This window comes from Bosea sp. RAC05 (assembly GCF_001713455.1).
In the GTDB taxonomy this organism is placed as follows: domain Bacteria; phylum Pseudomonadota; class Alphaproteobacteria; order Rhizobiales; family Beijerinckiaceae; genus Allobosea.
Window position 1 is genome coordinate 604,846 of the sequence record NZ_CP016463.1, and the last position, 14,035, is coordinate 618,880.

The 14,035-nt window shown below is 62.7% G+C and carries 18 protein-coding genes; 12 read left to right on the forward strand and 6 right to left on the reverse strand.

The genetic code is table 11. The annotated features are described in order from the left end of the window. The first annotated feature begins 82 nt into the window (after positions 1-82). The 3 genes from BSY19_RS28555 (at position 83) to BSY19_RS03090 (ending at position 2,068) form a co-directional block, all read left to right on the forward strand. Positions 83-868: a helix-turn-helix domain-containing protein gene (locus BSY19_RS28555; protein WP_083247352.1), complete on the forward strand. Its 786-nt coding sequence runs from the start codon at positions 83-85 to the stop codon at positions 866-868. Positions 869-995: 127 nt separating this feature from the next. After that, positions 996-1,637: a hypothetical protein gene (locus tag BSY19_RS03085; protein ID WP_069052827.1), complete on the forward strand. Its 642-nt coding sequence runs from the start codon at positions 996-998 to the stop codon at positions 1,635-1,637. Positions 1,638-1,639: 2 nt separating this feature from the next. Beyond that, on the forward strand, positions 1,640-2,068 hold the full coding sequence (locus tag BSY19_RS03090) for a hypothetical protein (protein ID WP_069052828.1): 429 nt from the start codon (positions 1,640-1,642) through the stop codon (positions 2,066-2,068). Here BSY19_RS03090 and BSY19_RS03095 read toward each other — a convergent pair. Both BSY19_RS03095 and BSY19_RS03100 read right to left on the reverse strand, forming a co-directional pair. Next, on the reverse strand, positions 2,065-2,913 hold the full coding sequence (locus BSY19_RS03095; protein ID WP_150129458.1) for a hypothetical protein: 849 nt from the start codon (positions 2,911-2,913) through the stop codon (positions 2,065-2,067). The two genes, BSY19_RS03090 and BSY19_RS03095, sit on opposite strands and share 4 nt — an antisense overlap. 244 nt (positions 2,914-3,157) lie before the next feature. Continuing rightward, on the reverse strand, positions 3,158-3,553 hold the full coding sequence (locus BSY19_RS03100) for a hypothetical protein (protein WP_069052830.1): 396 nt from the start codon (positions 3,551-3,553) through the stop codon (positions 3,158-3,160). A gap of 183 nt (positions 3,554-3,736) precedes the next feature. Between BSY19_RS03100 and BSY19_RS03105 the strand changes: the two genes are divergently transcribed. From BSY19_RS03105 to scpB, 5 genes are all read left to right on the forward strand, one after another. Continuing rightward, the gene (locus BSY19_RS03105; RefSeq protein WP_069052831.1) at positions 3,737-4,372 is read left to right on the forward strand and encodes a DotI/IcmL/TraM family protein; all 636 of its coding nucleotides are present in this window, start codon (positions 3,737-3,739) and stop codon (positions 4,370-4,372) included. A 619-nt stretch (positions 4,373-4,991) separates the two neighbouring features. Next, the gene (locus tag BSY19_RS03110; RefSeq protein WP_069052832.1) at positions 4,992-5,303 is read left to right on the forward strand and encodes a hypothetical protein; all 312 of its coding nucleotides are present in this window, start codon (positions 4,992-4,994) and stop codon (positions 5,301-5,303) included. Between the two features lie 146 nt (positions 5,304-5,449). Beyond that, the gene (locus tag BSY19_RS03115; RefSeq protein ID WP_069052833.1) at positions 5,450-5,815 is read left to right on the forward strand and encodes a hypothetical protein; all 366 of its coding nucleotides are present in this window, start codon (positions 5,450-5,452) and stop codon (positions 5,813-5,815) included. Positions 5,816-5,920: 105 nt separating this feature from the next. After that, positions 5,921-6,838: a hypothetical protein gene (locus tag BSY19_RS03120; RefSeq protein WP_150129459.1), complete on the forward strand. Its 918-nt coding sequence runs from the start codon at positions 5,921-5,923 to the stop codon at positions 6,836-6,838. A 1-nt stretch (position 6,839) separates the two neighbouring features. After that, on the forward strand, positions 6,840-7,367 hold the full coding sequence (scpB, locus tag BSY19_RS03125) for an SMC-Scp complex subunit ScpB (RefSeq protein ID WP_069052835.1): 528 nt from the start codon (positions 6,840-6,842) through the stop codon (positions 7,365-7,367). A gap of 44 nt (positions 7,368-7,411) precedes the next feature. Here the strand turns inward: scpB and BSY19_RS03130 are convergent, their stop codons facing one another. After that, positions 7,412-8,458, reverse strand: a complete 1,047-nt coding sequence (locus BSY19_RS03130; RefSeq protein ID WP_069052836.1) for a hypothetical protein — start codon at positions 8,456-8,458, stop codon at positions 7,412-7,414. Between the two features lie 90 nt (positions 8,459-8,548). On the opposite strand from BSY19_RS03130, the gene BSY19_RS27400 reads away from it, so the two are divergent. Then, positions 8,549-8,911, forward strand: coding sequence for a hypothetical protein (locus BSY19_RS27400; protein ID WP_150129460.1), 363 nt, complete (start codon positions 8,549-8,551; stop codon positions 8,909-8,911). 451 nt (positions 8,912-9,362) lie between these two features. Here BSY19_RS27400 and BSY19_RS28575 read toward each other — a convergent pair whose 3' ends face one another. Next, positions 9,363-9,749 carry a glycine zipper domain-containing protein gene (locus BSY19_RS28575; RefSeq protein ID WP_171905073.1) on the reverse strand — a complete coding sequence of 129 codons (387 nt, stop codon included), beginning with the start codon at positions 9,747-9,749 and terminating at the stop codon, positions 9,363-9,365. 223 nt (positions 9,750-9,972) lie between these two features. Here BSY19_RS28575 and BSY19_RS03140 point away from each other — a divergent pair, with 223 nt between their 5' ends. Next, positions 9,973-11,346 carry a hypothetical protein gene (locus BSY19_RS03140; RefSeq protein WP_069052838.1) on the forward strand — a complete coding sequence of 458 codons (1,374 nt, stop codon included), beginning with the start codon at positions 9,973-9,975 and terminating at the stop codon, positions 11,344-11,346. A gap of 8 nt (positions 11,347-11,354) precedes the next feature. On the opposite strand, the gene BSY19_RS03145 is transcribed toward BSY19_RS03140, so the two are convergent. After that, positions 11,355-12,239, reverse strand: a complete 885-nt coding sequence (locus BSY19_RS03145) for a hypothetical protein (protein WP_069052839.1) — start codon at positions 12,237-12,239, stop codon at positions 11,355-11,357. 18 nt (positions 12,240-12,257) lie between these two features. Here BSY19_RS03145 and BSY19_RS03150 point away from each other — a divergent pair, with 18 nt between their 5' ends. Next, complete coding sequence (locus BSY19_RS03150) at positions 12,258-12,698, forward strand: hypothetical protein (RefSeq protein WP_069052840.1); 441 nt, start codon at positions 12,258-12,260, stop codon at positions 12,696-12,698. Between the two features lie 4 nt (positions 12,699-12,702). Beyond that, positions 12,703-13,443 carry a hypothetical protein gene (locus tag BSY19_RS03155; protein WP_069052841.1) on the forward strand — a complete coding sequence of 247 codons (741 nt, stop codon included), beginning with the start codon at positions 12,703-12,705 and terminating at the stop codon, positions 13,441-13,443. Between the two features lie 5 nt (positions 13,444-13,448). Here BSY19_RS03155 and BSY19_RS03160 read toward each other — a convergent pair whose 3' ends face one another. After that, positions 13,449-13,937, reverse strand: coding sequence for a DUF6283 family protein (locus BSY19_RS03160; RefSeq protein ID WP_069052842.1), 489 nt, complete (start codon positions 13,935-13,937; stop codon positions 13,449-13,451). Positions 13,938-14,035: the final 98 nt, after the last annotated feature.

Consider the following 14,035-nt stretch of genomic DNA (forward strand, 5'->3'; position numbering starts at 1 on the left):
TTTAATTGCTCGATCCTGTTGACACCATGGCCCGGGAAATGGTCATGTCCATGCACGGTCAACGTTCAAGTGGTTCATTGTCATGTTCGCAGTTCAGTCCTCGCTTCCTGCCACCGCCGGCATTTCGGTGCCTTCGGATCTGTGCCCGGCCGTCATTCCCATGGACGCTATCTGGCCCATCGCCGCCAAGCGGATCGAGGCTGAGATCGGGGCGGAGTTTTTCTGCCAGTTCCTGGCTCAGCTGCGGTTCGAGGACGAGACCGCCGGCATCGTCGAGCTCAGCACCCCCACCGTCTTTCTGGCGCGCTACGTGATGTCGAACTATGCTTCGACCATTCTCCAGCATCTGCGCGAGCTTCGTCCCGACGTCGTTTCGATCGGTTTCCGCGTCCGCGGCGTCACCGTCCAGCACAAGAAGATCGCTCCCGCGCCCATCCCGTTCATCAAGACGCAGCAGCCTTCGGCGGCGGCTCCGATCGTGACCGAGGTTCAGCTCGTCGAGCGCCCGACGCGCCACACGATCCACTGGCTCCAGGGCGTCACCGGCGACTACTTCGGCGTCAGCCGTGAGGATCTCGTTTCCCCCAGCCGCGCGCAGCGCCTCATCATCCCGCGCCAGGTGGCGATGTACTTCGCAAGGTCCGTCTTCAAGAAATCCACGGGCGATATCGGGCGCCGGTTCGGCGGGCGTGACCACACCACGGTGATCCACGCCATCAAGAAGATCGAGGCTCTCATTCTCGCCGGCGACGAGATCGTTCTCGCCGCGATCGCGAAAATCCAGGACATCGTCGATCAGGGTGTCGAGCCGAAGGATTTCGCCAGCGTTGCGGCCGATGAACCGATGGTCGAGGCGCTCAGCGCCTGATCCGATCCACGGGCTTTTCCGCCGGCGCTGTCAGAATCGTTGACGGGTTCCTTGATTGGTCCAATCTATCCTTCCGGATAGAACATCGGATCGAATCACGGTTATGAATTCTCATCTCCCAGCGCTTATGACGCTCGATGCCGACGGCGTGTTCGTCGCGACATCGTCGCGCGGCGATTTCAGATTGGCCCTGGTCAATGAAGGGCCAAGTGGCCAGTGGCACGTCACTGGTCCGATCAGTGAGAATGGATCCGCTCCGATTGTCGGCGCTGCGACGTCGCTGGACTATGGCCTCAGCCTGATGGCCCGTGCGGCCTTCGATGCTCAGGACTTTCGCGTCAACCTGCCCTGTGGAGCTTCATTCGCTCGGTCGCCCCGCGGGCGCGTACCGGCTGAGGAGGTGCTTGCAGCCTACGAGTACAAGATCGCGCTGGAGATGACAGCCAATGCGATGATTTCGGTCGCCGCAAACGAGGCGCCGGAGAACGTCCAGAAGGTGATCGGGATCCGATCGCGTATGGCCGGCATGGAAGTCGTCGACGTCGAGCTGATCGAAGTCGATGGCGCGCAGGCTCACTATTGCATCGAGTTGCGCTACCCCTTCAGCGGGCCTTTGCGGACGTCGACGGCTCTGGCGGTTGTGAGAGAAGCGATCCTCGAGGCTGGGCTGGAGCCGGCGGCCGACTACATCGAGTTCACAGTCCCCCGTGAGGTCGTCGCCAATTCGGCAGTCGTCGCTGACTTCAGCCGTTATCGAACAGCGGCCTGATCGTGGAGCGCCTGACCACCGACGGGCTCGTCGATGCGGCATTCGAGGCAGTCTTCGGTGGCGACCAGGATCAGGCAAAGCTCAGGTCGACCCTGGTGGACGCGGTTGGTCTGGCCGTCAGCACGATGCCGCGCGACATGGCTTCCCGGCTGCGGGCATCTGGACCCGTCCTTCTTCGGGCAGAAGGTTGCACGATCAGGTGCCACCTGCCCTCACGCGGTGTCACAGCGGTCAGGATTGGTCTCGATGGTGGATCGATCCACCTGCAGATCGAGGCGTGGCGTGGTCGCCCGGCCGGAACCATCACATCCTGCGATATGATCGGACGCTATCAGGCCGAGCTCGCTCTCACCACGCTCGCCCGGGCCTGGCGCCGGATCCTGCTGGTAACCGATCAGAAGCGTGCTGACGGCGCCGGCGCCGAATCTTAGCTGCAGAAGCCGAAGCCCGAGCCCATCATGGTGTTCATGATGACGCATGTGCTGACCTTAGAATTGGCAAGCAGCACACCGGCCACCATGAAAACGATCCCATGCCCCATCGTGCTGTTGGATCGGCCTTCACCGGCTGACTTCATGATGAAAAGCCCGCGTACGAACGCCATGACGCCGAAAAGCGCCAGGATCGTAAAGCAGTAGCCGATCAGGCTCTCATACTGAGTGAAAACGCCGCCGACGTTGGTGTAGCGCAGCAGGCTGCTGCCTTCCTGAAGCCCGGTTCCACCGATCGGTCCAACCTGGCCTGTCACCGACTTCGATGCCGCCTGGAGGAGGAAGGGTCCGTTCATCATCAGGATGGCCGTAAAAACCTTCATCCACCAGCCATTGGGCAGGGAGCCGCGGTTCTGCTCCTGCTTGGCAAGCTCCCCGAAGGCGCTGCCGAGCTGCCAGAGTCCCGCCAGGAAGACAAAGGCGAAGACCGCGATGATGCCGACCGGAACCACGTTGTTGGCGATGTTCTTGGCCATGCAGCCAACGGCGTCGGCGCGGTTGTCGGTGCCGGTGAACACGAGGCAGTTCTCGACCCCCTTGGGGGTGGTGAACCCGAGCACACGGCGCGTGATGGTCGACGCCTTGCCGGTGCCGTCGTCGGCGGCGTCCATGACGCGCGCCGCCTGGAGATCGCCCGAGCCGAACAGGCCGCCGGTTCCCATCACCGAAGTCATGCCGATGCCTGACGCTTCCGGCAGGGCGATGAGGAGCACGCCGGCCATGAGCGTGAACGCTGCCGGGCCAACGCCGCCGCCATGATGGCTGGAGGCGTCCTTGAATTTCATGATGCCCTTGCCGACCAGGAAGATGCCGACGAGGAACGCGAAGAACGAGATCGCGACCAGGATCGGCCCGACCATGTCGCCCATGGCGCCGAAGATGCTCTGGCCGAGCGTATTCGACGTGTCGCCTTGAGCGAAGGCGCCAGATGCAGGCCCCATAACGAGGAGAGCGGCAGGGATGACCCGACGCAGAACATGCGAGATCATCATTGCCGCTCTCCTGTTCGCCGCAGCCGGTGGGAGCTGATCAGAAGCCCGAGGCGTTCGTGATCGAGACGCCGCCGAGACCGCCCGAGTTCGAGGTCATGTTCACCACCGCCGGCAGAGCCGCCAGGCCGGCGCCGACCGCGACGCGCCAGATGCCGTCCGAGTACTTCACCTGGCCCTGGCCGTGGGCGGCCGCGGCCTCCTTCAGCTTCATCAGGCCGGCGCCGGTCATGAAGATGCCGACGAGGAAGCAGCCGGCGACGCCGAGCTTGCCGATGTTGGTCACCTGCTTGGTCACGGTCTGCGCGGCATCGCCGACGGTGGAAGCCGTGCCGCCGCCGGCCTGCGCCAGGGCGCCGTCGATCGACAGGATTTCGAGGGTGATCGCGGCCAGCGCCGCATAGTAGAAGTTCTTGAGCCTTGCGACGTGCTTCATGTCGTTCCTCATGATCCGATCAGGATCCGGTTGCGTGGCCACGGATGGCCGTGGTGAGCAAAGTGTAAGGCCGTTCCTTGAAACCCACAAGGAGCCTTCTTCGTCAATCCTTCGACATTCGATGATTTGCCAGCCCGACCTTCCCGTGGGAAGGTTGATGGCGCCGAACCGGCCGGAGGAATCATGAAGGCGGAGACCATTGTCGCGACCATCCTGTTGCGCGACAGCTATCGCAGGCAAAGGCTCTACCATCTGTCGCGCTTGCTAATCGCCGCGACGGTGCTGACCGTCTTTTCACTGATCGGCACCTGGGCGATTCTCACCCGGACGGATCAGTATCGATACCTGATGACCGAACCGTCCGGCCGGCTGCTGCCGGTGGTGCCGCTCGATCAACCTCATCAGTCCGACGATGAGATCATCAAGTGGACCGTCAACGCCGTCGCCCAGATCTACACCTTCGATTTCGCCAATTTCCGCCGGCAGTTCCAGAACGCCCAGAAGCTGATGACCCCGATCGGCTGGGAGAATTTTCATGCGGCCCTGCGCGACTCGGGCAATTTCGTCGCGGTCACCGAGAATCGGTATATCACCACGGCGGCTCCCAGCGGGCCGGCGATCATTGTCAGCAAGGGTCTGCTGTCGGACGCCTATGGCAATGTCCGGTATTCGTGGATGATCGACGTGCCACTGCTCGTATCCTACCGCTCGTCCAAGCAGACCACGAGCCAGGATCTGATCGTGCGGGTGAATCTCGTGAGGGTCCCCAGTCACGTTAACTATGTTGGCAGCCAGATCAGGCAGATCATCGCGCGCTAAAAACGATGCCGTTTTACAAAGAAGTCTGACTCTAGAAACTAGATAAGTGACTCTTTTATTATGAAAGCATGACTTTGTGAGATAATCAAGCAAGGCGCCGGGATCAAAGGTACCGTACAACCCTATCGGATCGACGGCGGCCTTTGTTGCGCTCCGAAGAACTTCAACGAGCGTTCGAGCTGACCGGTTTCGATGACACGCATCTGGTTGGATCAAGAAACGACGTTGGCGATCAATGGCTGACCACGGGAACCGCTGGTTTCGATAGGACGGCGACAACGAATCGTGGACTAATCGTCCAAGAAGCGGGACGGTCCTTGAATCGGTCCCTGGTCGGAAGCATCGTGCGCCGATGAACCCGGCCAGATTGCTCTCCCATTTATGCGGCGCTGTCGCAAAGGCCCGCCTGTCCAATGGGGACAGCCGCAGAGTTTTGCCCGAGCCGTTCGCGACGCACGACGATCGCAGGCATCCTGTTCTCCTCGGCCGGCGGACCCCGGTCCGAACAGCCTTGGACAACGAGACCCCTCTCCCGCGGCGTATCGAGCTCTGTGGCCGACCAAACGGGTCATTGCGACTTGTCATGGACGCAGGCTCAGTGAGACCTGTGGAAATCGCCGTGATCCGCGCCCACCTGAATGCCCGATTGGACAGCGGGGTCTATGCCGGGTTCTCGGAGCTGAACCCTGGTTACGGCAGCCCGAGCGGGTTTCTCTTCAGGCCGTATACGGGCTCTCGTCCTGTGTTCGTGACCCAGTTTGGCATGGAAGGTGTCGGTGGCCTCGAAAGTGATCAGCTGCTGTTGCCGGCGCCGGCCTTCGTGCAACTGGCGGCACATCTGCGCGCGGTAGCCAGCACAGGCCAGGACCAGGCGAGCATTCGGCTGAAGCTCGACCGATCCTTTTGCGCGGTCGTCGCTACGATTGAATGAGATAGAGCTGTCATTCTGTGCCTCGGCACCCCGATGGAAGGCGTTGTCGCTTTCCTTCTCCAGGCCAAGATAGAAAATCGCCTGGTGCCGCCGGATCCTGCGCCTCGGCCCTGAACCTTTCGGGTCAACCAACGAAAGCAGATCCCATGAGCCTCGACGTAGAAACAGTTCTCGATCACGCCTCATCGCAAGGAGCGGGAACGCCCGAGAACGCCATCCTGCAGGCTGCGTTGCGATCGGCATTCGCTCAGATCGAGCCGGCCGCGGCAGAGGCGCTTCTGGCGTCCGATACGGTCGTCATGACACTGGAGGACAGCTTTTGCGAAAAGCCCGCCAGTGACGTCGAGGATCTCATCTCGGCAGCGGGCTCCCATGGCGAGGAGAGCGACCCAGATCACGAGGCCGGGGATCTCCAGGCGTATTTGCGTGCAGCATTCCAAGTTCTCGACGACAGCCAGCGCGAGGCGGTGGCAATCGCGGCGGGGATGGTGCTGCAGGCGCCGGCGCCCTAATCCGGCAGCTATGGGGGATAGATCAATCCTGCTGCTGGACACGATTGATCTGCTATTCCATGAAACTCTGATCAGGGCTCTGCCCGACGGATTGGAGTCGCTATCGTGAATCGGACTGAGCAGCTTGGATCGATCACAATCCTCGCTGAACGAGCACTCGAACTTCTCGACACGCTGGCTGTCGATCCAGCCCATGGCTGCCGCATCAGAAGCGCTGTCGATGCAGCTCGACTCGTCGCTGACGGTTCAGATCATCTGCCGGGGGTTCTGGGCTCACCTGAATTTGCCCGCTTTCTCGACGCGCTCGACGTGCTCGCCAGGGATGTCGCGCAGCCTGGCGAGGCGACCCACTTCTTCGATGAAGATGAGGATTTGCATCAGGTCGAGATCACGAGCGGGCCGATTTCGGCTGCCCTACACGGGCTCAGCTCGGAACTTCAGGACCTCGCGGTTGGGTCCGGCCTCAAGGCGCTGCCTGCTCTTCCGGTCGATGACACGCGAGATCTCCTCAGCCTGAAGCGAGCCGAGGTCGCGGCCGCCACGAAGGCGACGGTCCGGGCTATGGTGCAGCTCGAACGGGTTGTCGACAGCCTGCGTGATGAACCGGTTTTGAACCAGCAGGTCTGGACCATACTGCTTCACGCAGCCTTTGCGATCACGCTGCTCTCGGATGCGGCCGCGGTTGAGAGGCGCAGCATCACGCATCTCACAGGCATCTGTGCGACAGCCATGTTCAAGGCTCAGGAGCATTTCCCGGGCGCGCTTCCCGAGGATTTCTGCATTGCCTTCGACACGCTGTCGTCGGCGCTGGAGCTGATCGTCGACTGCATGCATGCCGCGACAGCTCGGCAGGCGGAAGGGCGCGTCTACACCACCTTGCGCTTCATTACGGCAGGACGCGTTCTGCTCGATGACGACGGCATCGAAACCGCGCTTCGGAAGGCTCAGTTCGACGAAAATTCCATGCATCGGTTGAGATCGGCCGCCAATCTCCTGAGAGCCGAATGGGCGGGGGCGGCTTGAGATGGAGCCGCTGTTTGCGACGCTCGATCAGCGCATAGAGGCTGCTCTGCTTGCCGCGTCGAAGCCGATCAAGGAAGCGGACCTGTCTCGCCTGCTGCCCGAGGGCACGGACGTGTCAGGGGCGATCGCACGACTGGAGGCATTCTGGTCAACGAGAGGCGGCGAAGTCAGGAAAGAGGAAGGCGGCTGGGTATTGAAGGCCAGGCCTCAGCTGCTTCCGACCGACCATCGTCTGGGATCGGGACGGCGCCTGTCGGAGCAGGCCATAGCAACGCTTGCCGTCATAGCCATGCACCAGCCAATTACGGTCAAGCAGATTGAGACGGTGCGTGGTGTGAAGCTGGGACGCGGTGTCCTCGAAGGTCTCGTCGAGGCCGGGCTCGTGGCCGTCGCGGGCCGACGCCGCGGCACCGGCCAGGCTGTCGCGTATGGCACGACAGCACGCTTTCTGGAGCGCACGGGTCTCAACGCGCTGGCGGATCTCCCGACACCAGAAGAGGCATTCGCTCTCGATTTGGCATCGGCCTAGAGATCACGAGGATCCGAGTGCACCGTGGGATGCCCTGGCCGTTATCAGGGCTTGCTGCCAGGCTTTGATCCATACTGCAGCACGAGAGCCGCCCGAGCCTCGCGCATCCAGTTGGCAAGTGTCATCGCGTAGGTCGTCTTCGAGTTCGGCCGTTCGCGCCACCGCACGACAATGGATTGAGTCCCTGCGGCCCGGTTTTCGTCGCCGACCGCCACAGCCTGGACCTCACGCGCCCCGTCCTCAGCGATGATCTCTGCCTCGCCGAACATCGGTACGAAACGAGGCATCGAGTTGCTCTGGATGAAGGGCTTGTTCTCCTCGGCAAGATTACCGAGAACCGTCAGGGCCGTGCGCGACAGGCCGCCACCCGAAGCCTCGATGCGAACCGTGTCGACGAGCCAGGCCGTTTCCATTGGAACGACATCGGGCAGGTCCTTGCACAGAGGAATTGTGGGGGGGCAACTTCCCGAGAAATGGCCGGTTGTCAGGACCCGGTTGCGCCACCCTTGGACCTGAAATCGCTCAGCCGAGCCGGTCATGGCCATTAGCAGTCGCGCAGCACTCGGCTTGAACGACACGACCAGCGTGAATTCACCGTCCCCGAGCTTGAGAGGCTTCACGCGAAGCACAATCGGCGCCCACAAGGCAATCGATGACGAACCAGGTACGACAGCCGGGATGCCCAGGCCCTGACCGTCCGGCGCCGTGGGCGCCATGGCCTGAACGTTGGTCGCCAGCACCTCGGGCCATTTCATCCCGGCGCTGTCCTCCTTCGGGCCAGGTCCCGTGGGGAGAAGGCCTCGGATGAACGATGCGAGCTCTTCGCGCGAGCGGGAACGCTTGCCGTCGAACTTCGCATCAAACGACTTGTGGGCCTTCGGACCGGGAAACAGCACGTTGATGCGGTAATCGCCCGACAGTGCCTGGATCCTGCACCATACGTCGAGAATGCCGTCAGAGGGCTGGATGCCCAGGAGGAAACGAACGCCTTGGACTTCAGGCTCGGCCGGCGGAACGCAACTCGCTGCGGTCGCCGGCGAAGCGAAGGCGACAGCGGCAGCGACGAGCAGGCAGGCGATTGGGTTACGCACGATTCTCTCCAGTCTGACAGCTTGATTCTTCACTCACGATGACCAAACCTTCAAGTTCCGAATCATTCCTTGAGACATAAAGCTGGGTTCATGACACACATCAGCGACGAGGCTTCGCCGGTAGACCGGGTCCGGCGTAGCGAGCCCGCGCGCAAGCTCAGATCTGGTCATGCTCAAGCAGACAGCGCCGCTGATGCCATTCTGGAGCGTGGACGTCCCTGGTACTTCGACGCTCCATCGGTCTTGCAGGCCTGTGCGCGCATCACCCTCCTCCCGTTCAGCATCGTGATACGAGCTGCGGAAGCAGCAGTGGCCTTGGCCGTGCTCGGACTGATCGGCATCGCCTATGGCTGGTACTCTGGCCTGATCCACGATCAGGATGTCATCGTCTTTCTCCGGCCCATAGGGCAGCGGATTCTCGCCATGATCCAGCAATCGGGTTCGATGCCGTGAGGCGCCACCTGCTGAGGGCTGCTCTGGCTGGAGAGGCTGCAATCGACGCTGTGCTCGGGTTTCTGGCCGTCCCTGCCTTGGTGGTATGGGCAAGTGCATCGGCGCTGTCGCTCGGCTCTGGCGCTTCGCCGCAGGAAGCATTCGCTGACGGCGCGACCATCTTCGCCAGCAGTGCCCATTGGCTTTTGATCGCTGCGATCTGCCTCTGGACAGCTACGAGATTTTCGACGTCACCCACCCACTCGCTGCAACGTTTTCTGGCGATAGGCGCGCTGTGCGGGGCTGCGATAGGGGCTGAAGCCACATATGCAGTGGCCGACGCTTCTCCCTGGGATCTTGTTTTGGGATTTGTGGCCGGGGCGCCGATGGGAGCGGGCGCGGCTATGGCTGGCCTGCGATATCAGAGATGGTCGGGCCGCCGGCTCGATGCGCTGGCAGCCCGGCTCTCGCTTCAGTAGCGGGATGGGTAAGGGCGGCGGTAGGTGTCTTCGTAATAGACGACCCCGTCCCCGAAGTGATGTGGCGCAGGAACGGCATAGCCGAAGCAGACGCGGTTGCCATAGTAGTCGTATCCGGGCCGGACGCACCTGGCGCTCGGCATCGACGCGACCGGACGATGATAGGTGCGCGGTGTCGTGGCATGGCCGACGATGGCCCCGCCGGCAGCGCCGATGGCCGCGCCAGCCAGGGCGCCGCCTGCGTTTCCGGTGCTAACGCCTCCGACCACCGCTCCCGCGGCGCCACCAAGGACAGCCCCGCCAACGACCCTCTCCGACTCGATCGATGAGCATCCAGCGAGAGCCAGGCAGGCCGCGGCAATGAGGGCGAGTTTCTTCATGGTAGTCTCCAGCGAAAAGTTCGGCAGATCGGCGCGCATGCTGAACGGAAATGATCCGATTTCGAATCGAGTATGGATCAAATCAGCCGTTCTTGCATCAATCCATTGACCGCAACTATGTCGGGATCGTTCTGTTCCCGAGCGGGGCAGCTTGCGAGTTTCGCAAGGGAGGGCGATGCTTCCCCGAGAGCGCAGATGGCGCATCAGTCAAAGCTGGGTCCAGATGCCAAACGACGAGAAGAAGCCGAAACCTGTCCTGGTCGAGGAGATTGTCGCCAATCCCGAACTGGTGCTCGAAATGCACCTGTCGAAGGGGGACGTCGCTCAGGCAAAGTCGGCTGATGTGGCTCCGACAGAGGCCGAGCGGGTTGCGCCAGGTGATGTGGCGAATGCCGATGAGGCTGCGCGCCGTATCGCAGGGATGCGGATCGAGCCTGAGGCCATGGCTCGCGCCGCGGCTCTGATGGCCAATATGCCCCAAGTCGACGACGAGATCGACGACGCGCAGGCCAGGAGGTTTGCTCAGCGTCGACGCGCCGAAGTCGTCGGGGTTCCTGAGATGCCTGTGGAGCCGGTGCCCCCTCCTCCGCCACAGAACCTCCCGGCGCGCGTCGAGCGGAATGTCTTCGCGCGCGATCCAGACTGGGTTCCCCCGCCTGCCGATGTTCAGTGGCTGACGATCTACGACACTCCCCGGTATTACCAGAATTCAATCCGGGCGTTCGGCCGGTTCGTTTTCAGGACGTTCCCATGCTTCGTCAATCACGAGGAGCAGGCGACCGCGGCTGGTCATGACCCCCTGGGGTCGATCGCTTTGCTGGCCAATATGGGACCGACCGGACCCAATTCTCAGCGCGAGCTGGACCAGGTTGCGGCATGGGTCTCTCGCAACGGTCGTGTCGTCGACGCGACCGAGATCCAGTTTCCGACGGTGATCCCAGGCTACACGCCGCGCATCATTGTCGCCGTGACCGAGACGGAGACGCTTCTCCTCGTCGATGAGAAGCGCGAGCGCGGCGCGCCTATGGACGCCATGTACATCTATCGCTGGCGCGGCGGCGAAGGCTACTACCTGGACAACCCCGAGGCACTCGCCGGCCTCAACCGGGTCGCCCGGCAACCCGCATTGGCTGCCCCGCCTGCACAGCTGGCAGCGCCCCGCGATAACGCTGCGCCGATGCGACCGGCAGCTGTCCTTCAGGAGGCAGGGCGGGGTGCCAGGCCGCAGCCAGTGGTGAGGCTCGACCACATGACCGAGGCGGCGGTGATCCCCGATCGGACTGGTGCGCGCAAGGCCGCCATCAAGGCACTGCCGGTGGCAACGGCCATGGTATCGCCCAATCCAGTCGTGGACCTGATGAAGGCCGACGGATTCCGCCCGTTTGGCACGAGTTCTGGCCCGGCACTGCGCAAGTCCATCGGCGAGGGGCGTGTAGCCCTGATCTTCGGCGAGCCGGGGACAGCCATCACCCGATCCCCGACCTTTCGGGTCGAGGTCGAGGAGGGGGCATCTCGCACCGTGGTCGCAGCGGCCGCGGTGACTTACGAGGATGTTCTCGACGCGATCGCGCTGCCGGCTCAGTCGATCAAGCCCTAACAGCTCGATCAGCGGCTGGGGTTTTGAACCGTGCCAGGTGGGTAGACCGTGACACCAGGCGCGACCACCGATGGTCCTCCTGGAAGGCTGCGGAGCGGAATGGAGCCGCCCGGCAAAGGCGCAGTGGTCTGTGATGGCACGCGAGCAGTCGGGTTCAGCGGGCGAGGTGCGGTCATGGGGGCTGGAAGCGACGCAGGCGGAGGCGCCGCCTGCCGAGGCCGCTCGTACTGCCGTGGGTCGAGCTGCTGCGGCCTCTGGCCGTAATAGGGGCCCTCTGGCACTGGCAGCAGCAATTGTTCCTGCGGATAAAGTCCGGGCCTCTGATCTTCAGGCTCGGCTTCCGGTTCAGAGAAGCGCCTGACGGCCCTCTCCGCTTCGCGTCGCCTGCGAGCCTGATCCTCTGCGCTGTCTCGCCGCGATCGTCCGCCCTCGACCTCGTCGCTCCACCAATCGCGCACCCGCTGCGCGAGGTCGTCTTGCCAGGGCCCCTTGACCAGAAACTCAGGGCGACCGCTCTCGGTGCTCATCACCGGATAAGGTGGCTGGCCGTCCACGAGGACGAAGGCTCGCATGCGGTTGTACTCGCTCATGAACCGGTACGGTCCGATGTCGATGCAGCGGTAGTAGCCGCCAGTCGGCGCTGGAACGCCAGTCAAGGAGCATGTCATGCCGTAGCCGCGATCAAGCGCCTTCACTACGGTCTCGACGGCCTCAAGCTCTGGCTGGCGAGTTTGAGCAGACAGCGCGAGTGACGCGCCCAAGAAGATGCCGACAGTCTCGAACAACGGAATGCGCATGGATAACCCTCTCCCATTTTGGAGGATCGCGATCTCCGTCCTGTTGAGCAACCCCTTTCGGTTGACGATTGCGAAACTTGAGGGGATCATCCCCATGGATTTGAGGATTTATCCATGTCAGACGCCAGCGACGCGATTTCGGATACCGAGGCGCCACCGGTACCGCGCCCGCATCGGGAACGGTCCGACATCAAGCCGTTCGTGCCTGACGCGGATCGGGCGGCAATCTACCGGGCGATGGCTTCCCAGATCGAGATCGGGGGAAGCGTCTTCGCTGCCGCGGTTCGGATCCGGGAAGCCCTCGTGGCGCTGGGCAGTCTCCCTTCGGCTTCTGATCGCCGCCAGCGTGAATTCCGCCTGATCTTCGTCGACCGGATCGTCGAAGCTCTTGCCGACGACCAGGCGACCTTCGCCACCGAACTCAAGGTGGTCGCGGATCTCTGCCCGGCCGAGTTCCTCGGCGCCTTCGTCAGGATCGCAGACCTGAAGGAGGCAAGGGAACCGGGGCGGTTTTTCGCTCGAATGGCCGAGTGTGTGAACCGCGCGGGCGTTTGAGATCATGACGGGGGCAATCCGGCTTTATCGTTCCCCAGTCGCCCTGTTGGAGCAACTGGCAGGCCAGGATTTGGCAGCTGTCGGAATCATCGAGCGCGAGGACTGTTCGCTCATTGCGGCGCTGACCCCGTTCGGTCCATCTGTCCGCGAGTACCGCTCCTGTAGCGCGATCGCGGCAGCGGCCCAGTCGCTTGATGCCGGAGCTCCCTTCGTCGGCCTCTCCATGCTCGAATGGCCCGACGAGAGCGATACTGGTGAATGGTCAGCGCCGGTTGTTCGTATGCTCGATCGCCCCAGGGACGGCACCGACCTTCTGAGAGTTCTCCAGAAGTTCAGGTGCCAGAGCCGGTCGGACGTGATCAGTCGTAATCTCGGCGGATCCGCGACTGGGCGCGTGTTTGCTCGTGCGCCGGTCGAGTCGAGGCCATTCTCCCTGGGGGACATCCTTTTGCCCGTCACGACCAGACTGCAGAAGGGCGGTCATGTCGTTCGCTGGATATCGGAGGGGCGTGAGGCCGGCGTCCATATCGTCATCGACAGGCCATTGACCGACGGCGAGAAGGCTATGCTGAACAGAACCCGCGGCGTCGTGCGGGATTTCGTGCACTTTGATCGCGACCCTTCCCAGTCCGATCAGCGCTTCCAGATGCTCACGATCGAAGTGGGCTCCGAGTTCATGAGCGCCTTTCCTGACGGGCGACTGGTCAAGGCCGATATGATGCCTGCCGATCTGATGGTGGCCTGATCCGCCTACGCGCCCTGCTGGCGTCGGTAAGGCCTGGACAGGAAATCGAGTTCGTCGCCACCGCGGCACGGCGCAATGGCCGGATCGTCCGGGTGGACGCCGTTGGCTATCGCCATGCTACGATAGCCCGCATACAGCTCCAGCCCACCTGAATGGACCTCGTCGGGGTCAAACCGATCCGCTGCGATCGCGAGGCGGACCGACAGGTTGTGGTCGGCACCACGAAGCAGGAAGCCGGCACAGGTCGTCGGCTTTCGCGCTCCGCTGACATGACAGGCAAATGTGCTGTCGGCCATGTCATAGGCTGTTTTCGCGGAGTAACGGAACGCCTCGGCGGGAAACGCCCCGGCCGGAATATCAGATCGCCAGGGGCATTCCCTGCACGGCGTCCGACGGAATGATGTCCGATCACTGACCTCCGTGGTCAGCGAAAGCACCTGATGGTTCGCGTCAGCCTGATGGACCGCCTTGATCGTCGTCTTCCTGCGCGGCAACGCTCTCTCTCCAAGATCACAGGTCCGCCAGCCGGTCAGGCGCCGTCCCCATTCCAAAGCATCATCACCAGCAGCACCCAAGAGGCAATGCCCGCGAG